The 21273-nt window shown below is 62.7% G+C and carries 16 protein-coding genes; 7 read left to right on the forward strand and 9 right to left on the reverse strand.

From position 1 onward, the window contains the following. Nucleotides 1-51: 51 nt before the first annotated feature. Nucleotides 52-1308, reverse strand: a complete 1257-nt coding sequence (arcA, locus tag BLO80_RS18110; RefSeq protein WP_092329132.1) for an arginine deiminase — start codon at nucleotides 1306-1308, stop codon at nucleotides 52-54. 30 nt (nucleotides 1309-1338) lie between these two features. Next, the gene (arcD, locus tag BLO80_RS18115) at nucleotides 1339-2766 is read right to left on the reverse strand and encodes an arginine-ornithine antiporter (RefSeq protein WP_092329129.1); all 1428 of its coding nucleotides are present in this window, start codon (nucleotides 2764-2766) and stop codon (nucleotides 1339-1341) included. 393 nt (nucleotides 2767-3159) lie between these two features. On the opposite strand from arcD (BLO80_RS18115), the gene arcD (BLO80_RS18120) reads away from it, so the two are divergent. Beyond that, complete coding sequence (gene arcD, locus BLO80_RS18120; protein WP_092329126.1) at nucleotides 3160-4587, forward strand: arginine-ornithine antiporter; 1428 nt, start codon at nucleotides 3160-3162, stop codon at nucleotides 4585-4587. Nucleotides 4588-4704: 117 nt separating this feature from the next. Here arcD (BLO80_RS18120) and BLO80_RS18125 read toward each other — a convergent pair whose 3' ends face one another. The 7 genes from BLO80_RS18125 to gap form a co-directional block, all read right to left on the reverse strand. Further along, nucleotides 4705-6051 carry a CoA transferase gene (locus BLO80_RS18125; protein ID WP_092329124.1) on the reverse strand — a complete coding sequence of 449 codons (1347 nt, stop codon included), beginning with the start codon at nucleotides 6049-6051 and terminating at the stop codon, nucleotides 4705-4707. Nucleotides 6052-6085: 34 nt separating this feature from the next. After that, nucleotides 6086-6526 (reverse strand): YbaN family protein, encoded by a 441-nt coding sequence (locus BLO80_RS18130; RefSeq protein WP_092329121.1) that lies wholly within the window; start codon nucleotides 6524-6526, stop codon nucleotides 6086-6088. Between the two features lie 130 nt (nucleotides 6527-6656). Continuing rightward, a complete protein-coding gene (locus BLO80_RS18135) occupies nucleotides 6657-7247 on the reverse strand; it encodes a biliverdin-producing heme oxygenase (protein ID WP_092329118.1) in 591 nt (196 codons plus the stop codon). A gap of 141 nt (nucleotides 7248-7388) precedes the next feature. Continuing rightward, a complete protein-coding gene (locus BLO80_RS18140) occupies nucleotides 7389-9983 on the reverse strand; it encodes a TonB-dependent receptor (protein WP_092329116.1) in 2595 nt (864 codons plus the stop codon). Between the two features lie 118 nt (nucleotides 9984-10101). Beyond that, nucleotides 10102-11007 carry a FecR family protein gene (locus BLO80_RS18145; protein ID WP_092329113.1) on the reverse strand — a complete coding sequence of 302 codons (906 nt, stop codon included), beginning with the start codon at nucleotides 11005-11007 and terminating at the stop codon, nucleotides 10102-10104. A gap of 142 nt (nucleotides 11008-11149) precedes the next feature. Continuing rightward, nucleotides 11150-11656, reverse strand: a complete 507-nt coding sequence (locus tag BLO80_RS18150; RefSeq protein WP_092329110.1) for an RNA polymerase sigma factor — start codon at nucleotides 11654-11656, stop codon at nucleotides 11150-11152. A gap of 204 nt (nucleotides 11657-11860) precedes the next feature. Beyond that, nucleotides 11861-12862, reverse strand: coding sequence for a type I glyceraldehyde-3-phosphate dehydrogenase (gene gap, locus BLO80_RS18155; protein WP_092329108.1), 1002 nt, complete (start codon nucleotides 12860-12862; stop codon nucleotides 11861-11863). Nucleotides 12863-13092: 230 nt separating this feature from the next. Between gap and edd the strand changes: the two genes are divergently transcribed. The 6 genes from edd to BLO80_RS18185 all read left to right on the forward strand — a co-directional run bounded on the left by edd (nucleotide 13093) and on the right by BLO80_RS18185 (nucleotide 21153). Then, entirely contained in the window at nucleotides 13093-14919 is a 1827-nt protein-coding gene (edd, locus tag BLO80_RS18160) for a phosphogluconate dehydratase (protein WP_092166020.1), read from the forward strand. Continuing rightward, on the forward strand, nucleotides 14916-15875 hold the full coding sequence (locus BLO80_RS18165; protein ID WP_092329105.1) for a glucokinase: 960 nt from the start codon (nucleotides 14916-14918) through the stop codon (nucleotides 15873-15875). The genes edd and BLO80_RS18165 overlap by 4 nt, the downstream gene beginning before the upstream one ends. A 181-nt stretch (nucleotides 15876-16056) precedes the next feature. Beyond that, the gene (locus BLO80_RS18170) at nucleotides 16057-16788 is read left to right on the forward strand and encodes a response regulator (protein WP_060738873.1); all 732 of its coding nucleotides are present in this window, start codon (nucleotides 16057-16059) and stop codon (nucleotides 16786-16788) included. Next, nucleotides 16778-18247, forward strand: coding sequence for an ATP-binding protein (locus BLO80_RS18175; RefSeq protein WP_092329103.1), 1470 nt, complete (start codon nucleotides 16778-16780; stop codon nucleotides 18245-18247). Before BLO80_RS18170 ends, BLO80_RS18175 begins: the two co-directional genes overlap by 11 nt. 228 nt (nucleotides 18248-18475) lie before the next feature. Next, on the forward strand, nucleotides 18476-19735 hold the full coding sequence (locus tag BLO80_RS18180; RefSeq protein WP_092329100.1) for a D-mannose isomerase: 1260 nt from the start codon (nucleotides 18476-18478) through the stop codon (nucleotides 19733-19735). Between the two features lie 116 nt (nucleotides 19736-19851). Beyond that, a complete protein-coding gene (locus tag BLO80_RS18185; RefSeq protein WP_092203918.1) occupies nucleotides 19852-21153 on the forward strand; it encodes an ABC transporter substrate-binding protein in 1302 nt (433 codons plus the stop codon). The last annotated feature ends 120 nt before the right edge of the window (nucleotides 21154-21273 follow it).

The following is a 21273-nucleotide window of genomic DNA, read 5'->3' on the forward strand; positions in this document are numbered from 1 at the left end:
TTCGGTTATCCCCTGGGCTGCGTTCGATAAACACTGGCCCAGGCTCGAAGGTCAGTAGTCGATCGGGTCGCGGATGATCGGGCAGGTCATGCAGTGGCCACCGCCGCGGCCGCGGCCCAGCTCGCTGGCGCTGATGGTGATGACTTCCACCCCGGCCTTGCGCAGCAGCGTGTTGGTGTAGGTGTTGCGGTCGTAGCCAATCACCACGCCCGGTTCCATGGCCACCACGTTGTTGCCGTCGTCCCATTGCTCGCGTTCGGCGGCGAAGCTGTTGCCGCCGGTCTCTACCACCCGCAGCGCTGGCAGCTTGAGGGCCGCGGCCACGGTGTCGAGGAAGCTGCCTTCTTCACGGCGTACGTCGATGCCGCCGGGCTTGCTCTCGTCTGGACGCAAGGAGAAAGCAACGATCTGGCCCACCACTTCCGGGAAAACCGTGACCAGGTCGCGGTCGCAGAAGCTGAAGACGGTGTCCAGGTGCATGGCGGCGCGGGATCTCGGCAAGCCGGCGACGATCACCCGCTCCACGGCCTTGTGCTTGAACAGGTTCAGCGCCAGTTGGCCGATGGCCTGACGGGACGAGCGCTCACCCATGCCGATCAGCACCACGCCGTTGCCGATGGGCATTACGTCGCCGCCTTCGAGGGTGGCGTTGCCATGCTCCTGGTCCGGGTCGCCGTACCAGATCTGAAAGTCAGCCTGGGTGAACTCGGGGTGGAACTTGTAGATGGCAGTGGTCAGCAGGGTTTCCTGGCGTCGCGCCGGCCAGTGCATCGGGTTCAGGGTCACGCCGCCGTAGATCCAGCAGGTGGTGTCGCGGGTGAACTGGGTATTGGGCAGCGGTGGCAGGATGAAGCTGGAGTGCCCGAGGAAGTCGCGGAACATCTGGATGGTCTTGCCACCGAAGCTGTCCGGCAGGTCGTCGGCCGAGACGCCGCCAATCAGGAACTCGGCGATATGGCGCGGCTCCAGGCTGCGCAGCCAGGAACCGACTTCGTTCACCAGGCCCAGGCCCACCGAGTTGGCGGTGATCTTGCGCTGCAGGATCCAGTCCAGGGCTTCGGGGATGGCGACGATGTCGGTCAACAGATTGTGCATCTCGAGCACGTCGATGCCACGCTCGCGCATCTTGGTGACGAAGTCGAAATGATCGCGCTTGGCCTGGTTGACCCAGATCACGTCGTCGAACAGCAGCTCGTCGCAGTTGTTCGGGGTCAAGCGTTGATGGGCCAGGCCTGGGGAGCACACCATGACTTTACGTAATTTACCGGCTTCGGAATGAACGCCGTACTTCACTTTTTCCGTGGTCATTACAAATCCTCCAGTTAAACCATCAGCCAACTACAAGGTCAGGAAGCCGTCGTAGAGCCCATAGGCCGCCACCAGGGCGCCTGCGATCACTGCGGCGAAAATCAGCTTCTCGATAGAGGTGAAAACCGGTTTGCCCAACTCACGCTTGGCCTTGGCGAACAGAATCGCGCCGGGGGCATAGAGCAGGGCGGAGAGCAGCAGGTACTTGATCCCGCCGGCATACAGCAGCCACACCGCGTAGATCAGGGCGATGGCGCCGATGACCAGGTCCTTGCGCCGCTCGGCCGCGAAGCCTTCGTAGGTCTCGCCGCGCACCGCCAGCAGCACGGCGTAGGCCGCCGACCACAGGTACGGCACCAGGATCATCGAGGTGGCGAGGTAGATCAGTGACAGGTAAGTGCTGGCCGAGAACAGGGTGATGACCAAAAACAGCTGAACCATCGCGTTGGTCAGCCACAGGGCATTGGCCGGTACGTGATTGGCGTTCTCCCGGCGCAGGAACTCGGGCATGGTGTGGTCTTTGGCGGCGGCGAACATGATCTCGGCGCACAGCAGCACCCAGGACAGCAGGGCGCCGAGCAGCGAGATGATCAGGCCGACGCTGATCAGCACCGCGCCCCAATGGCCCACCACGTGTTCCAGCACGGCGGCCATCGACGGGTTCTGCAGCTTGGCCAGTTCAGGTTGGGTCATGATGCCCAGCGACAGCACGTTGACCAGCACCAGGAACAGCAGCACGGTGATGAAACCGATGACCGTGGCCTTGCCGACGTCGGAGCGTTTCTCGGCCCGTGCCGAGAAGATGCTGGCGCCCTCGATGCCGATGAACACCCACACGGTGACCAGCATCATGTTGCGCACCTGGTTCATCACGCTGCCCAGGTCCGGGTTTTTCACGCCCCAGATGTCGGCGGTGAAGATGTCGAGTCTGAAGGCGAACACTGCGATCAACACGAACAGTAGCAACGGCACGACCTTGGCAATGGTGGTCACCAGGTTGATGAACGCCGCCTCCTTGATGCCGCGCAGCACCAGGAAATGCACCGCCCACAGCAATACCGAGGCGCCGATCACCGCGGCAACGGTGTTGCCTTCACCGAAAATCGGGAAGAAGTAGCCCAGGGTACTGAACAGCAGTACGAAGTAGCCGACGTTGCCCAGCCAGGCGCTGATCCAGTAGCCCCAGGCCGACGAGAACCCCATGTAGTCGCCGAACCCGGCCTTGGCGTAGACATACACGCCGCCATCCAGGTCGGGCTTGCGATTGGCCAGGGTCTGGAACACGAACGCCAGGGTCAGCATGCCGACGGCGGTAATCGCCCAGCCAATCAGCACCGCACCGACGTCGGCGCTGGCGGCCATGTTTTGTGGCAGGGAAAAGATCCCGCCGCCGATCATGGAGCCGACAACCAGTGCAACTAGCGCACCCAATCGAAGTTTTCCGGGGGTATCAGACATTTACGAGACTCCAATGCAGGAGAAGAGAGTCAATAGACTAAGTCGATTTGAAAGTTAAATAGCTGATCTGGATCAGTACATGACAACATTACGTTGTTAATGAAGGAGTTAAATGCTTTCCTTCACGTCCATAAATTGGCGGGAGCCCCATTCTATAGGCTCTGGAAGGCGAGGCGAGACGGGATCTATCCCCGTAGGACTATTCAAGCTAGTTGATTTCCACTGGATCGCAACTATTTTGAAGGTGGCTTTTCTGGCAAAAGAATAATCGGCTGTCTTGGTCTTTCTTATTGCTGTTCTGGACAATACTCGAGGTAATAATCCCTTGGGCTTTACGCGCATGACGTTATTCAAAAACGTTATGTCGCATTATTTACTTAATGAGCGAGAAAGATGCCACAGCCGATTGAAAAGTTACGACTCGGTGCGCTGGTGGCGCTGGTGGTGGGATCGATGATCGGTGGCGGGATCTTTTCCCTGCCACAAAACATGGCGGCCCGGGCGGACGTTGGAGCGGTGCTGATCGGTTGGGCGATCACCGCCGTCGGCATGCTGACCCTCGCTTTTGTCTTTCAGACCCTGGCCAATCGCAAGCCCGAGCTGGACTCGGGTGTCTATGCCTATGCCAAGGCCGGGTTCGGCGACTACATGGGCTTCTCTTCCGCGTGGGGCTACTGGATCAGTGCCTGGATGGGCAACGTCGGTTACTTCGTGTTGCTGTTCAGCACCCTGGGGTATTTTTTCCCGGTGTTCGGCCAGGGCAACACGCCAGTGGCCATTGCCTGTGCATCGTTGCTGTTGTGGGCGGTGCATTTCCTGGTATTGCGCGGCATCAAGGAGGCGGCGTTCATCAACCTGGTGACCACCATCGCCAAAGTGGTGCCGCTGGTGATGTTCATTGTCATTGCCGCAGTGGCGTTCAAAGTCGAGGTGTTCACCCGGGACATCTGGGGCGCAATGAATCCGGACCTGGGCAGCGTGATGGATCAGGTGCGCCACATGATGCTGGTCACGGTGTTCGTATTCATTGGCATCGAAGGCGCCAGTGTCTATTCGGCGCGGGCGGAAAAACGCGCGGATGTCGGGCGTGCGACGGTGATCGGTTTCGTCGGGGTCCTGGCGCTGCTGGTGCTGGTGAACGTGTTGTCCCTGGGGATCATGAGCCAGCCTGCCCTGGCGCAACTGCAGAATCCGTCCCTGGCCGGCGTGCTGGAACATATCGTCGGGCCTTGGGGCGCGTTGTTGATCAGCCTCGGCCTGGCGGTGTCGTTGTTGGGTGCGCTGTTGTCCTGGGCGCTGTTATGCGCCGAAATTCTCTATGCCACCGCCAGGGACAAGACGATGCCGGCGTTCCTGACCAAGGAAAACGCCAACCGTGCGCCGGTCAACGCGTTATGGCTGACCAATGGCATGATCCAGTTGTTTTTGCTGATTACCCTGTTTTCCGCAGGCACCTATACCAGCCTGATCTACCTCGCCTCATCGATGATCCTGGTGCCGTACCTGTGGTCGGCAGCCTATGCGGTGTTGCTTTGCGCACGAGGCGAAACCTATGGGCAGGCCTCGGCCCGGCGCATGAAGGACCTGTGCATTGGCGGCGTTGCGCTGTGTTACGCGGTGTGGCTGCTGTATGCCGGTGGCGTGAAATACCTGCTGCTGTCGGCGTTGTTGTACGCGCCGGGGGTGATCCTGTTTGCCCAGGCCAAGCGCGAGCAGCGCCTACCCTTGTTCACTCCTGTGGAGAAAGGCGTCTTTGCCTGTGTGATGACGGGGGCGGGGGTGGCGGCTTATGGGTTGTACGTTGGCGTGCTGGCGTTGTAAGGCTCGTGCGGTTCCCGTGGCGAGGGAGCTTGCTCCCGCTGGGGCGCGTAGCGGCCCTGTTTTTTTGGGGCTGCTGAGCAGCCCAGCGGGAGCAAGCTCCCTCGCCACAGGCCTTCTTCACCACTGCGGCCGATGGGCGCCCAGCTCTGCCGCCGGCAAGGTCCATTGCAGGGGCGTCCCGGTGATTTTCAACGGCACCTGCAAGCGGTGGGCTGGCCCCCATGGCGTTTGTTCGACCACCAGGCCCTGATCGTTATCGTCCTCGGCGCGCAATGGCGTCGGGTCCCCTGGGCCACGCTCGATCAACAGCTTCGCCGTGCGCGCCAGTGACAAGCGAGCCGAGCCGCCGTGACCCCTTTCCAGGCGCCGGGTTAACAACACCAGGGCGCTGGCCGCCAGCAGATAGCCGGTGCCGTGGTCCAGCGCCTGCACCGGCAGCGGTGTCGGTTTGTCGGTGTGTTTCCAACCCATGCCAGCTTCGGCAATGCCGCTGCTCATCTGCACCAGGCTGTCGAAGCCACGCCGGTTCTGCCACGGGCCGCTCCAGCCATAGGCGTTGAGGCTGACGTCGATCAGGCCCGGGGCCAGTTGCCGACGCTGTTCGGCGCCATAGCCCAGGTGCTCCAGGGCATCGGCACGGTAGCCGTGCAGGAGGATGTCGGTGTCCTTGAGCAGCGCCTCGAACACCGCGCGATCATCGGGCCGATGCAAGTCGAGGCGGGCGCAGCGTTTGCCCAGGGTGACTTCAGGGACCGCGCCGGGTTCGTTCCAGGTCGGCGGGTCGATGCGCAGCACGTCGGCCCCCAGGCCGGCGAGGAAGCGGCTGGCGACGGGGCCGGCCAGCACGCGGGTCAGGTCCAACACCTTGAGGCCCGCCAATGGCTGGGTCACGGAGCCGAGCCAGGGCTTGCGCTGCTCGGCAGTCGTTTCACTCAGTTGCACCAGCGGTTCGGCATTCACCGCCATGCCTTGGGGGTGGGCCTGCCAGGCCTGCCACGAACGCATCTGGGCGGCGCAACCGCCGGCGTCGACCACGGCCTGTTCCAGCTCGGCCTTGTTCCAACGGACCACCCTCGCCGCCATGTCGGCGCGGTCGGTGCAGGTGCCGAGGACTTTTTCCGCGGCCAGGCGATGATGCGGTGCGTTGGTGTGCAGGCGAATCCAGCCGTCGGCGCTGGCGTAGTCGCCGGCCACCGGGTCCCACATCGGCGGCACGCTCCAGCCGATGGGGCGCAGGGAGGTGGAGAACCAGAACGACGCCAGGCGCCGGTCGACCTCGACGGGCGCCTGGCGTCCGGTTTGCTGGTGAATGAGTGCGACCGCCGCCTGGCCCGCCACGGCGATGCTGGCGCTGGCCAGCTCCGTGACGGCGAACGCCGAGGGCAGGGCACCTTCGCCGCTGAAGGTGATTGGGGTCGTGGGCAAGCCGAGTGCGGTTTGCATGGACGTGAGCAGATCTGACATCGAAAGCCCTCCAGTACGAGAGGGCGATCATAGATCAAAAATCCGTTGGGGGCCGCTTCGCGCCCCAGCGGGAGCAAGCTCCCTCGCCACAAGTGCCCTGTGCCTGTTCCGGGCGTGACCAGATCCACAGGTTGCCCAGGCCCATGCCCGCAAGCGCGAGGTAAACCGGCCAGCCGTGGTCGAGCATCACCAGCATCAGCCCGGCGCACAGCAGCATGCTGACGGTGGCAGCCACCTTGGCCCGGCGCGGGATGACCTTGCCGTTGCGCCAGTTGTGCAGCATCGGCCCGAACAACCGATGGCTCTCCAGCCAGGCGCTCAGGCGCGGCGAACTGCGGGTCGCGGCCCAGGCGGCCAGCAGGATGAACTCGGTGGTCGGCAGGCCGGGCACGACGATGGCGACCAGGCCGATGGCCAGGCTGGTGTAGGCGAGCAGGGCGAAGAGCAGTTGGGTGAGTTTCGAGGGATGGTTCATCGGTACCTTTCAGGCATACACATTTCCATGTGGGAGCGGGCTTGCTCGCGAAGGCGGAGTAACAGGCACAGTTATTTTGACTGACACACTGCTTTCGCGAGCAAGCCCGCTCCCACAGTGGACTAAGCGATCAAGCCAATTCCACCGCATAAGCTTGTTCTAACAGGACCGTGAACCGGTTGAACGCATCCAGTGCGCCTTTATCCGCTTCGGCTTCCTGCTGTTCGGTGAAGGCCAGGCCGTCGAGGGTGCGGGTGAAGGTTTTCCAGCCTTCGGCGCGCCCGCCGGCAGGTTCCGCCAGGTGCCGGGCGCCGAAGGTTTCGCTCAGCCCCAGGCCCACGGCACGCTTGATCAGGAACGCGGCGCCGAGCTTGGAACCTTCGGAGACGAATAGCCAGCCCAGGGCTTCGGCCTGGGTCGGATTGTGCAGCGCACCGGCCACCGGCGGGGGGACTTCGGTGTCCAGGTCGGCGAGATCCGCCCTGGCTGCCTCGGCCCGGCAACGGGCCGGCAGGTCGGGAATAAGGGCGGACAGCTTGGCGTCGTTGTACAGCGCCACCAGTTCCGACTGGAACAGGTACTGGGCGACGACGAAACGGGCGAAGCTGGCCTGGGTTTCGAACGGGGCATGGGCCTTGACCAAGGCGTCGAGCTTGCTGTGAGGCTCGTGGGTGATCTGGTTCAGGCGTTGGGAACGTGAAACGGGGCGCAGGGTATTCATGAAAAAAATCCTTTGAGTGAGCACATTGTGGCGAGGGAGCTTGCTCCCGCTCGGTTGCGCAGCGACCGCAAAATCCAGGGGCCGCTTCGCAGCCCAGCGAGAGCAAGCTCCCTCGCCACAGGGGAAATCCTTGGGTCTGGGTCAAATATCCCAGATCAGGTTCACCGCGAAGTTACGCCCGGGCGCGGTCAGGCGATCGAGGTTGGCGGGGCTCAGCACCGCCGCTTCGCCGACGCTGTCGTAGCCGCGCACGTCATCCCACAGCCAGTACTTCTTGTCGGTGAGGTTGTAGAGGCCGCCGCTGACGGTCACGTCGTGGGTCACCTTGTAGAAACCCGTCAGGTCGAGGATGCCGAAGCCTGGTGTCTTGAATTGGCTGCTCACGCCATCGGGCGAGTTGAAGTTGCTGTCGTCGACGCGGTCCTTTTTCTTGACCAGGGTCCAGCTGAGCAAGGTGCCGTAGTGGTCCTGGTCGTAGCCCAGGCCGAACACGCCGGTCAGCGGGTTGACGCTGTTGAGCGGCTCGCCGGTGTCGTTGTTGCGACCGTAGGCATAGGCCACCGAACCTTGGGTGTACAGGCCCTTTGGCGCGCCCAGCACATCCAGCTCAAGGCGGCCCTTGACCTCGGCGCCCTTGATGGTGGCGTGCTTGATGTTGTTGCTCTGGAAGGTCAACTGGTTGGCGCCGGGGGTGATGGCGTCCTCGTTGATGAAATCGCGGTATTTGTTGTAGAACACCGCCACATCGAACGAGCCGGAGTCGAAACGCCCACGCAGGCCGGTCTCGTAGCTTTTGCTTTTTTCCGGTTCCAGGTCGGGGTTGGGTTCCACGCTATAGCCGGCGTTGGGGTTGTCGAAACGACCGTACAAGGCTTTGGCGGTCGGGGTGCGGAAACCCTCGGCGTACTGCCCGTACCAGGTGTACTGGTCGGTCAGGGCATAGGTCACGCCGAATTTCGGCGAGACGCGGTGCCAAGTCTTGTTCTTGTCGCTGACGTCACCGCCGCCGGTAGGGTCCACGGTGTTGAGGAATTCCTCGGTCAGGTGCGGCTTGAGCTGGGTGTAGTCGTAGCGCAGGCCGGGCGTGAAGGTCCATTTGTCCCAACTGATCTGGTCCTGGGCGAACAGGGCGTAGCTGTTGATGGTCGGATCGGGGAAGTCACTGGCTTTTGCCAGCGCGTCCCGGGTGCTGATGGCGCCCACCGCAGAGCAACCGACACCCACCGCCAGGCACACGCCATTGCCGCTGCGCGAGCCGGTGACTTTCTGTTGCTTGATCGTGGTGCCGTAGGTCAGCGCGTGGTCGGTGTCGGCGAGGCTGAAGGCCTTGTCCAGTTGCGCATCGAAGACCCACTGCTTTTCTTCGTAGAGGGTATCCCGGGTGCGCAATACCTGGCGGGTGATCGGGAAATAGAACTCGGCGGTGCTCTGGTCGGTCTTGGCGACCTGGTGGTTCAGGCTCCACTTGACGTGGTCGGCCAGCAGGCTGTCGAGGGCGAAGCTGTGCTCCAGGCCGAAACGCTCGCGGGTGATGGTGTCGTTGCCGGTGCGCCACTGGTACATGCCGCCGGGCAGTACAAAGTCGGGGATCGCCGGCTGGCCGTTGGCGTAGGGGCCGCCGTAGGCGCTTTTCAGGTCGCTGTCGCGGTCGTCCTTGTATTTCTCGTAGACCAGGCCAAGGCGTGCGTCATCGCTGTAGTTCCAGCCTAACTTGGCCAGCACGTTGTTGGCGCGCACGTCTTCCGGGTTGGCGGCGGTGCGGTCCAGGCCGGTGCCGTTGTGGCTGCCGTAGGATTCGGTTTCGTGACCGTCACGCTGGCTGTAGTGCAGCAGGCCGTCGAATGGGCCGCTGCGGCCGGCGACGGTGGCGGACTTGAGCCAGCTCTCGTCGGCGGAGCTGTAGCCGGTCTTCAGGCGGGCGCCAACGTCCTGGCCAGGCTTGATGATGTCGTCCGGATCGAGGGTGAAGTAGCTGACGGCACCGCCAATGGCATTGCTGCCGTATAGCACCGAGGCCGGACCGCGGAGGATTTCCACGCGCTTGATGATTTCCGGGTCGACGTAATTGCGCTGGGTCTTGGCGTAGGGGCCGTTGAAGAAACCGCCGGGTACTTCCACGCCGTCGACCTGGGTCAGGATCCGGTTGCCGTCGATGCCGCGAATGTTGTAGCCACTGATGCCGCCGCGCTGGCCCGCACCGCCCACCGACACGCCCGGTTCATAGCGCACCAGGTCCTTGAGGGTGTTGACGTTGTTGCGATCCAGGTCCTGGCGGTCATGGACGGTGACCGTGCTGGGTACGCTGGTGATGTCCTGTTCCTGGCGGGTGGCGCTGATGGTCACCTGTTGCAGCTCCATCGCGCTGCCGCTGCTGCGTCTTTCCAGCACGATGCTGTTGTCGCCCAGCTTGCGGTAGCCCAGGTGGGTCCCCAGCAACAGGCGCTCCAGGGCTTTTTCAGGCGGCAGCGAGCCGTTCACCCCTGGCGACGCGACGCCTTCGGCCAGCTCCGCCGGCATGCCGACTTGCCAGCCGGTGACCGCGGTGAATGCATTCAAGGCCGAGACCAGTGGCTGCCGGGCGATGGCGAAGGTGTAGTCGCCCATGTTGCGGGCTGGGGGCTGCACGGTGGTGGCAGCCAGGGCGAGCGGCGCGGTGCCGGCCATCAGGATGGCGGCGGTGAGCAGTGACAGCGTGCAAGAGGGGGCAAGAAACCGGCAAGTAAGACGAGAGGACATCGATAGCGCTCCGTGTCGCATCTGTTATAGGTGCAGATCGCATCGCTGGATGCGAATCAATTGCATTGGCTATAACGAGACGAACCAGCGGAGCCTATCGAGTAAAAATAATTCTCATTTAGTTCAAGATCACCAGCGCCGGGAACTCCTGAAGCCGCGCCGAGGTGATATGGGCCAGGGAGCGGACCACGTCCAACGGCTGATCGAGGCGGTAATTGCCGGTCACCGCGACATTGGCCAACTGTTCGTTACTGTTGATGATCCAACCGGGGTAGTAGCGGCGCAGCTCGGCCAGTACCTGGCTCAGCGGCCGGTTCTCGAACACCAGCCGACCCTTCACCCAGGCCAGGTCGGTGGTGGCATCGAGACGGGCCGGCCGGTCGAAGCCATTGGGGCCGATGCGGATGCTCTCTCCGGCCGACAGCCGCACATGGGTGTCGTTGCGATTGGCCCGCAGATCCACATCGCCACGCTGCACCTGGACCTGGGCCACGCCGTCGAGGTAGCGCACGGCGAACGTGGTATCGCTGACGCTGGCGGTGACCGGGCCGGCGTCGATTTCCAGCGGCAGGGTGCGGTTGCCCGGGACCTCGAAGAAGGCCTCGCCCTTGTACAAGCGGGCCACGTACCGATGTTCGTTGAACGTGCTGGAGAACGCCGAGTCGGTGTTGAGCAGGACCTTGGAACCGTCTTCCAATTGCAGGCGCTGGCGCTCACCGACCACGGTCAGGTGATCGGCCTGCAAGCGCAGGGGCAGGTCGCTGAAGTTGAACAGGCCGAGAAACAACACGGCGGCGGTGGCCAGGGGTTTCCAGTGGGCACGCAGGCGCGACAGCGCGGTGACCTTGGGCGCGGTTTCCAGTCGGCGGGCACTCTCCATCACCTGGGGGCCGTTCCAGATCGCCTGGGCCCGGGCGAAGGCCTCGCCGTGACGTGGATCGGCCGCCAGCCAGGCCTGGAACTGCCGCGTCTGTTCCTCGCTGGGGCTGTCCAGCAGGATCAGCCAGTCCAGCGCCTGCTCCATGGCATGGGCGGTTTCCGGCGTCGGCGCAGGAGAAGGGGAGTTGTCCGTCACGGTGGGGTCTCGTTTCTCGGTTCAGCGGCAAGTTACAAGCTTCAAGTTTCAAGTCGCAAGCACAAGCCTGCACACAACTGCAGCTTGAATCTTATAGCTGAAGTTGTCCCACACAGATCGCCATGATCAGTTTCAGTTCCTTTTGCACCGTACTCAGGGACACATCCAGCCGTTCGGCGATTTCCTGGTAGCGGTGGCCATGCAGGCGGCTGAGGATGAAGATCTGTCGTTGTCGCGGGCTCAGGGCCTGCAGGCTGACATTCAGGCGCTCGAGCAGTTGCCGGGCATGGGCAGCGTCCTCGGCACTGCTTTGGGGGGCGACGACGTTTTGGACGACTTCCAGCGGCACGTCATCCAGCAGGGTCCGGGCCTGGATGCGCCGGGCACGCAAATGGTCCAGCGCCAGGTTGCGGGCGGTCTGGAAAACAAAGGGTTCGAGGTGCTCGACCGTGCGTTCGGCCAGTGCACGGGTGACACGCAGGTAGGTTTCCTGAAGCAGGTCTTCGGCGGTACTGGGGTTGCTGACCATGCGCTCGAGGGTGCGCAGCAGCGGCGTGCGCTGGGCGAGGAAGACGTGATGAAAGCGCGATTGACTCACGGTAGGGCCCGATCCGGTTTGAGTTGATGATAATGCTTATCATCTACGTCGCGGGTCAAGCCTTCATTCATTTCACGAATGTGAACCCTTGTGGGAGCGAGCTTGCTCGCGATGATGGCGTGTCAGTCGCCATCGATGTTGGCTGATACACCGCTATCGCGAGCAAGCTCGCTCCCACAGAAAAGCTCGATACTGCCGTGTCAGTTATTCGGCGTTACACAACGCCAGGCAGTTATCCAGCATGCGGTTGGAGAAACCCCACTCGTTGTCATACCAGGCCAGTACCTTGAGCAGCTTGCCGCTGGCCTTGGTGTGGTTGGCGTCGAAGATCGACGACAACGGGTTGTGGTTGAAATCGCTGGAGACCAGCGGCAGGGTGTTGTAGCCGAGGATCTTCGAATGCTGGCTGGCCTGGCGCAGCAGTTCGTTGACTTCCTCGGCCGACGCTTCGCGCTTGAGCTGCACGGTGAGGTCGACCAGCGAGACGTTGATCACCGGTACGCGCACCGCCATGCCGGTCAGTTTGCCGGCCAGTTCCGGCAGCACCAGGCCCACCGCTTCGGCGGCGCCGGTCTTGCTCGGGATCATGTTCTGGGTGGCCGAGCGAGCGCGGTACGGGTCGGTGTGGTAGACGTCGGTCAGGTTCTGGTCGTTGGTGTAGGCATGGATGGTGGTCATCAGGCCGCTTTCGATGCCCAGCTCGCGGTGCAGCACCTGGGCCACCGGAGCCAGGCAGTTGGTGGTGCACGAAGCGTTGGAGATGATCTGATGGGACTGGCGCAGGATATCGTGGTTCACGCCATACACGACGGTGGCATCGGCGCCCTTGGCCGGGGCCGAGATGATCACCTTGCGGGCGCCGGCGCTGATATGGGCGGCTGCCTTGGCGCGGTCGGTGAACAGACCGGTGCATTCGAACACGACGTCGATCTTTTCGGCCGCCCAAGGCAGTTCGGCCGGGTTGCGGATGGCGCTGACCGAGATGCGGTCGCCATTGACCGTCAGGCTTTCGTGATCGTGCTGGACGTCGGCATCGAAGGTGCCATGCACGGTGTCGAATTTGAGCAGATGAGCATTGATCGCACTGTCGCCCAGGTCGTTGATGGCGACGATCTGCAGGTCGCGACGATAGCCTTGGGTATACAGTGCACGGAGGACGTTGCGGCCGATGCGGCCAAAACCATTGATTGCGATTCGAAGAGTCATTAACTGCGCCGCCGTCGATTTGTTGTTGGAATTACAAGATTATTCGCATAAAAATAGAAAACAAGCCTTTTTAATGGCAATATTTTGTTTTATCTACAACGAGTGACCTGAATCAACTGGTCCGAATGGTCAAAAACCGTCTGTCGCCTCGCCTTCCACACAGCGTGCAACGGGCTTTTGACCAGCATAGACAATCAGGTCGCCACACCCGTTAGCCTGGAGTTCTACACATGCATCCCCGCGTTCTTGAGGTCACCGAACGGCTTATCGCCCGCAGCCGCGCCACGCGTCAGGCTTACCTTGCATTGATCCGTGGTGCCGCCAGCGACGGTCCGATGCGCGGCAAGCTGCAGTGCGCCAACTTCGCTCACGGCGTGGCCGGTTGCGGCACCGAAGACAAACACCACCTGCGGATGATGAACGCCGCCAACATCGCCATCGTGTCGTCCTATAACGACATGCTCTCGGCCCACCAGCCCTACGAAACCTTCCCGGAGCAGATCAAGAAAGCCCTGCGCGAAATTGGCTCGGTCGGCCAGTTCGCCGGAGGCACGCCGGCGATGTGCGACGGCGTGACCCAGGGCGAGGCGGGGATGGAACTGAGCCTGCCGAGCCGCGAGGTGATCGCGCTGTCCACAGCGGTGGCGTTGTCCCATAACATGTTCGACGGCGCACTGATGCTCGGCATCTGCGACAAGATCGTCCCGGGCCTGATGATGGGCGCGTTGCGCTTCGGTCACTTGCCGACGATCTTCGTGCCAGGCGGGCCGATGGTCTCGGGCATTTCCAACAAGGAAAAAGCCGACGTGCGCCAGCGCTACGCCGAAGGCAAGGCCACTCGCGAAGAGCTGCTGGAATCGGAAATGAAGTCCTACCACAGTCCCGGCACCTGCACCTTCTACGGCACCGCCAACACCAATCAGTTGCTGATGGAAGTGATGGGCCTGCATTTGCCGGGCGCCTCGTTCGTCAACCCGAACACGCCGCTGCGCGATGCCCTGACCCGTGAAGCGGCGTTCCAGGTGACGCGCATGACCAAGCAAAGCGGCAATTTCATGCCCATCGGCGAAATCGTCGACGAACGCTCGCTGGTCAATTCCATCGTTGCGCTGCACGCCACCGGCGGTTCCACCAACCACACCCTGCACATGCCGGCCATCGCCATGGCGGCGGGTATCCAGTTGACCTGGCAAGACATGGCCGACCTCTCCGAGGTGGTGCCGACCCTGAGCCACGTCTACCCGAACGGCAAGGCCGACATCAACCACTTCCAGGCGGCCGGCGGCATGTCGTTCCTGATCCGTGAGTTGCTGGAAGCCGGTTTGCTGCATGAAAACGTCAACACCGTGCTCGGCCACGGCCTGAGCCGCTACACCCAGGAACCGTTCCTGGAGGATGGCGAGTTGGTGTGGCGCGACGGCCCGATCGAAAGCCTCGACGAAAACATCCTGCGCCCGGTGGCCCGCGCCTTCTCGCCAGAAGGTGGGTTGCGCGTGATGGAAGGCAACCTGGGCCGTGGGGTGATGAAGGTCTCGGCCGTGGCCCTGGAAAACCAGATTGTCGAAGCCCCGGCCATGGTTTTCCAGGACCAGCAGGACCTGGCGGACGCGTTCAAGGCCGGCCTGCTGGAAAAGGATTTTGTCGCGGTGATGCGCTTCCAGGGCCCGCGCTCCAACGGCATGCCGGAGCTGCACAAGATGACGCCATTCCTGGGGGTGTTGCAGGACCGTGGCTTCAAAGTGGCGCTGGTGACCGACGGCCGAATGTCCGGTGCGTCGGGGAAAATCCCGGCGGCCATTCATGTCAGCCCCGAAGCTTATGTCGGTGGTGCGTTGGCCCGGGTGCAGGAGGGCGATATCATCCGTGTCGATGGCGTCAAAGGCACCTTGGAATTGAAGGTGGACGCCGAGGAATTCGCCGCACGCACGCCGGCCAAGGGCCTGTTGGGCAACAACATCGGCACCGGCCGCGAGCTGTTCGGTTTCATGCGCATGGCCTTCAGCTCGGCGGAGCAGGGCGCCAGCGCCTTCACATCTGCCCTGGAGACGCTTAATTGAAACTGGCTTTGGTCGGTGACATCGGTGGGACCAACGCACGCTTCGCGCTGTGGAAAAACCATACCCTGGAAAACATCCAGGTGCTGGCAACGGCCGATTACGCCTGCCCGGAAGATGCCATCCAGGTGTACCTGAGCGGCCTGGGCCTGAAACCGGGCGCCATCGGCTCGGTGTGCCTGTCGGTGGCCGGTCCCGTGAGCGGCGATGAGTTTCGCTTTACCAACAATCACTGGCGCCTGAGCAATCTGGCGTTCTGCCAGACCCTGCAGGTGGAGAAGCTGTTGCTGGTCAACGACTTCTCGGCCATGGCCCTGGGCATGACCTGCTTGCGTCCCGATGAGTACCGGGTCGTGTGCGAAGGCACCCCGGAGCCGATGCGTCCGGCGGTGGTGATCGGGCCGGGTACCGGGCTGGGTGTCGGCACGCTGCTGGACCTGGGTGAGGGCCGTTTCGCCGCGTTGCCGGGGGAGGGTGGCCATGTCGACCTGCCCATGAGCAGCCCGCGGGAAACCCAGCTGTGGCAGCACATCTACAACGAGATCGGCCACGTCAGCGCCGAAACCGCCTTGAGCGGCAGCGGTTTGCCTCGGGTGTACCGGGCCATTTGCGCAGTGGACGGCCATGTGCCGGTACTCGACACCCCCGAATCCATCACTGCGGCCGGCCTGGCCGGCGACCCCATCGCCCTGGAAGTGCTCGAGCAGTTCTGCCGTTGGCTGGGGCGCGTGGCCGGCAACAACGTGTTGACCCTGGGCGGACGCGGCGGCGTCTACATCGTCGGTGGCGTGGTCCCGCGCTTTGCCGATTTCTTCCTTGAAAGCGGTTTCGCCCGCTGCTTCGCCGACAAGGGTTGCATGAGCGATTACTTCAAGGGCATTCCGGTCTGGCTGGTGACCGCGCCATACTCCGGCCTGATGGGCGCGGGCGTGGCGTTGGAGCAATCTGCCGCCGCTTAAGGTTTGAAATACCCCCTGTGGGAGCGAGCTTGCTCGCGATGACGGAGTGTCAGTCGCCATTGAGGTTGACTGTTGCACCGCTTTCGCGAGCAAGCCCGCTCCCACAGAGTTTTTGTAGTGTGTTTGTAGGCCTTGTCCATCAGGCATAATCGCCCCAATCCAAACAACAAGGACGAGGCCCGTGAGTTCAGTAAACAAATCGATTTTGTTGGTCGACGACGACCAGGAGATTCGCGAACTGCTGGACACCTACCTCAGCCGTGCGGGGTTCCAGGTGCGGACCACACCCGACGGCGCCGGGTTTCGCCAGGCGTTCAACGATGCACCGAGCGACCTGGTGATCCTCGATGTGATGCTGCCCGATGAAGACGGTTTCAGCCTTTGCCGCTGGGTTCGCCAGCACCCACGCCAGGCTCATGTGCCGATCATCATGCTGACCGCCAGTTCCGACGAGGCCGACCGGGTCATCGGTCTTGAGCTGGGCGCCGATGATTATCTGGGCAAGCCTTTCAGCCCGCGTGAATTGCAGGCTCGCATCAAGGCGCTGTTGCGCCGGGCGCAATTCGGCCAGGAACGCTCCGGCGGTGAAGTGCTGGCCTTCGATGAATGGCGGCTGGACATGGTCAGCCATCGGCTGTTCCACACCGACGGTGAAGAGGTGATTCTCTCCGGCGCCGACTTCGCCCTGCTCAAGCTGTTTCTCGATCATCCCCAGGAAATCCTCGACCGCGACACCATCGGCAATGCGACCCGTGGTCGTGAGTTGATGCCCCTGGACCGGATCGTCGACATGGCGGTCAGTCGCCTGCGCCAGCGCCTGCGTGACACCGACAAACCACCGCGGTTGATTCGCACGGTGCGTGGCAGCGGTTATCAACTGGCGGCCAGTGTGGTTGCCAGCAATGGGCATTGACTGGATCAGGAAAATCGCCCGGCGGGTACCGGTCCCGCACTCGTTGCTGGGCCGGATGCTGCTGCTGACCTTGCTGGTGGTGTTGTTCGCCCAGACCTTGTCCAGCCTGATCTGGGTCTCGCAACTGCGCGCCACCCAGCTCGAAGGCCTGGTCACCAGCGCCCGTAGCCTGGCCCATTCGATGACCGCCAGCGTCAGTTACTTGCGTTCGCTGCCGGTGGCGTACCGGCCATTGGTGCTTGACCAACTGCGCAGCATGGGCGGTACGCGGTTCGTCGTCACCCTCAACGACAAGCCCCTGGGCATGGACGTGCTGCCGGTGACGCCGCGCAAGCAGGCGGTGCTCAAGGCCGTGGATGAAGTGCTGCGCCGCTCCTTGGGCGCTAACGCCGACATCTCGGTGACGTTTGTCAGCCCCGACGACCTGCGGATTTTCAACGCCGGGCTCAAGCTCGATGAGCTGCCCCGTTCGTGGGCCCACTATGCCCTGACGTTGGAACCGGTGAATCCGCCGGTGCTGGTCACGCAGATCCAGATGGCGCCGGGAGAATGGCTGTACATCGCCTCGCTGCTGCCCGAACCCTACACCAGTCTCGAAGAACAAGACTTGCCCAAGCAACAGGTCGGTTTCATCGTGCTCACCAGCAGCCTGTTGTTGCTGTTCATCGGTTTGCTGGTGCATTGGCAGAGCCGGCCCCTCAAGCGTCTGGCCCGGGCCGCGCGCGACATGTCCCTGGGCGCCGAAGTGGAACCGGTGGCCGAGGGTGGTGGCAGCGAAGTGGTGGAAGTGGGGCGAGCGTTCAATGCCATGCGCGAACGCATCAGCCGTTACCTGACGGAGCGCAGCCAGTTGTTCAGCGCGATTTCCCACGACTTGCGCACACCGATCACTCGATTGCGGCTGCGGGTCGAGCTGCTGGAGGACGAAAACCTGCAAGCCAAGTTCGGCCGTGACCTGGATGAACTGGAGCTGCTGGTCAAAGGCGCGCTGCAATGCGTCAAGGACACCGACATCCACGAAAACATCGAGCCGGTGGACCTCAACCATGTACTCGATTGCCTGGTGGAGCCTTACCTGGCGCCCAACGGCAATGGCCGGGTGACCCAGGATGGCCGGGCGCTGGCGCCGTATCCCGGCAAGCCGCTGGCCCTCAAGCGCTGCATCGGCAACCTGATCGACAATGCCTTGAAATACGGGCAGAACGCCCACCTGCACATCGATGACGATGAAACCGCGTTCATCCTGCACGTCGACGACGAAGGGCCGGGTGTGCCGGAACAGCGCCTGGAGCAAGTCTTCGAACCGCACTTTCGTCTCGCCGGGCAACAGCAGGGCTATGGCCTGGGCCTGGGCATCGCCCGCAATATCGCCCACAGCCATGGGGGTGAGGTGAGCCTGCAAAACCTGCGCGAGGGTGGGTTGCGGGTGACCTTGCTGTTGCCTCGCAGTGTGGATTGATCGGACCGCGTTATCGTTCATCGCGAGCAAGCTCGCTCCCACAGGGGGTTTGTGAGCGCCGAAGATCCAGTGTGGGAGCGAGCTTGCTCGCGATGACGCCAGTCGTCCCAACCCATCTCTCCCAATCAAATGTCACAAGTCAGTGACATAACTCGCCCCTTTCGTTACCTGCCGCCGACCCTCCCTTGTTTAGACTCCCTGCGTCAAAACAACAAAAAAGGTACCCCGATGGACACCTTCCAACCGGCCTTCAGCAGTTGGCTGAACGCCCCTGCCCACCAGCAATGGCTTGCCGATGAAGGCTTGCGGCTGCTGGCGTTCGCCAAGGCCTCGAAGCTGCCGGACGGCTTTGGCAACCTGGATGAGCTTGGCCGCCTGCCGGCCGATGCCCGGGCCGAAACCATGAACACCGCGCGCATGACCCACAGTTTTGCCATGGCGCACATCCAGGGCCTGCCGGGTTTTGCCGAACTGGTGGACCACGGCATCCAGGCCCTCAGCGGCCCCTTGCGCGACGCCGAGCACGGTGGCTGGTTCGCCACGACGCGGCCTGATGAAGACGGTGCTGGCAAGGCGGCCTACCTGCATGCATTCGTTGCCCTGGCGGCCAGTTCCGCAGTGGTGGCCCAGCGCCCTGGCGCTACGACGTTGCTGGACGAAGCGGTGCGGGTCATCGACGATCATTTCTGGAGCGAGGAAGAGGGCGCGTTGCGCGAATCCTTCAGCCGTGACTGGAGCGAGGAAGAGGCCTATCGCGGCGCCAACAGCAACATGCACGCCACCGAAGCCTTCCTGGCCCTGGCCGATGCCACCGACGATCCTCGTTGGCTGGCCCGTGCCCTGCGTATCGTCGAACGGGTGATCCACGGCCATGCCGCCGCCAACGACTACCTGGTGGTGGAGCATTTCGACCGCCACTGGCAGCCGCTGCGCGAATACAACCACGATAATCCCGCCGATGGTTTCCGCCCCTACGGCACCACCCCCGGCCACGGTTTCGAATGGGCGCGGCTGCTGCTGCACCTTGAAGCCGCGCGGGTCCAGATCGGCATGCTGACCCCGGGGTGGCTGGCCCAGGACGCGCAAAAACTCTTCGACCAGAACTGCCGCCATGGCTGGGACGTCGATGGCGCGCCGGGCATTGTCTACACCCTGGACTGGGACAACCGCGCCGTGGTTCGCCACCGCCTGCATTGGGTCCACGCCGAAGCGGCGGCCGCGGCCAGCGCCCTGCTCAAGCGCACCGACGAGGCGAAGTACGAAGCCTGGTACCGGTGCTTCTGGGAATTCTGCGACAAACATTTCATCGATCGCTGCAACGGCAGCTGGCATCACGAACTCGATCCGCAAAACCGTCCCAGCGCCGACATCTGGCCGGGCAAGCCGGACCTGTATCACGCCTGGCAGGCGGTCTTGATTCCGCGCCTGCCCCTGGCACCGAGCATGGCATCAGCCCTGGCGCGGTTATCCAGCCCTGCGCCTGTGTAACCATGTCGTGACATTTGCACGTCCCTTCGTTACCTGCGAAGGGATTCCCTCTGATTAGAATCCATGCAGCGCAAGCACCAGACTTGCATGCATAACAACAAGAAAGGTAATTCTAGATGAATGCGATTTCTCGCCTCGCTACTGTCATTTCTCTTGCTTCCCTGCTTCCCGTCGCAGCCTTCCCTGTCACTACCCTTGCCGCCGAATCCAAAGGTTCCGTGGAAGTCGTCCACTGGTGGACGTCGGGTGGTGAAAAAGCCGCGGTCGATGTGCTCAAGGCCCAGGTAGAGAAAGACGGCTTTACCTGGAAGGACGGTGCTGTCGCCGGTGGTGGCGGTTCTACTGCCATGACCGTGCTCAAGAGCCGTGCCGTGGCCGGCAACCCGCCGGGTGTCGCCCAGATCAAGGGCCCGGACATCCAGGAATGGGCATCCACCGGGCTGCTCGACACCGACATCCTCAAGGACGTTGCCAAGGCCGAGAAGTGGGACAGCCTGCTCGACAAGAAAGTCTCCGATACCGTGAAGTACGACGGTGACTACGTCGCCGTGCCGGTGAACATCCACCGCGTCAACTGGCTGTGGATCAACCCGGAAGTCTTCAAGAAAGCCGGTATCACCAAGAACCCGACCACCCTCGAAGAATTCTACGCGGCCGGCGACAAGCTCAAGGCCGCGGGCTTCATTCCGCTCGCCCACGGTGGCCAGCCTTGGCAGGACAGCACTGTGTTCGAAGCCGTGGTGCTCTCGGTGATGGGGGCCGATGGCTACAAGAAGGCCCTGGTCGACCTGGACAACAAGGCCCTGACCGGTCCGGAAATGGTCAAGGCCCTGACCGAACTGAAGAAAGTCGCGACCTACATGGACGCCGACGGCAAGGGCCAGGACTGGAACCTGGAAGCGGCCAAGGTCATCAACGGCAAGGCCGGCATGCAGATCATGGGTGACTGGGCCAAGAGCGAATGGACCGCGGCGAAGAAAGTCGCCGGCAAGGACTACGAGTGCGTGGCCTTCCCGGGCACCGACAAGGCCTTCACCTACAACATCGACTCCCTGGCGGTGTTCAAGCAGAAGGACGCGGGCACCGCGGCTGGCCAGCAGGATATCGCCAAGGTCGTGCTGGGTGAGAACTTCCAGAAGGTCTTCAGCATCAACAAGGGCTCGATCCCGGTGCGCAACGACATGCTGGGCGACATGGCCAAGTACGGTTTCGATTCCTGCGCCCAGACCGCGGCCAAGGACTTCCTGGCGGACGCCAAGTCCGGCGGCCTGCAACCGAGCATGGCGCACAACATGGCGACCACGCTGGCGGTACAGGGTGCGTTCTTCGATGTGGTGACCAATTACATCAACGACCCGAAAGCCGACCCGGCTGATGCTGCGAAGAAACTGGGCGCAGCGGTTCAGTCTGCCAAGTAATTTGCGCCGCGGTCCCTTGTGGTGTGGGAGCGAGCTTGCTCGCGATAGCGGAATGTCAGGCAGCAGAGAGTCACTGACACACCGTCATCGCGAGCAAGCTCGCTCCCACAAAGGGATGTC

This window comes from Pseudomonas sp. NFACC56-3 (assembly GCF_900100025.1).
Taxonomy (GTDB): domain Bacteria; phylum Pseudomonadota; class Gammaproteobacteria; order Pseudomonadales; family Pseudomonadaceae; genus Aquipseudomonas; species Aquipseudomonas fluorescens_AA.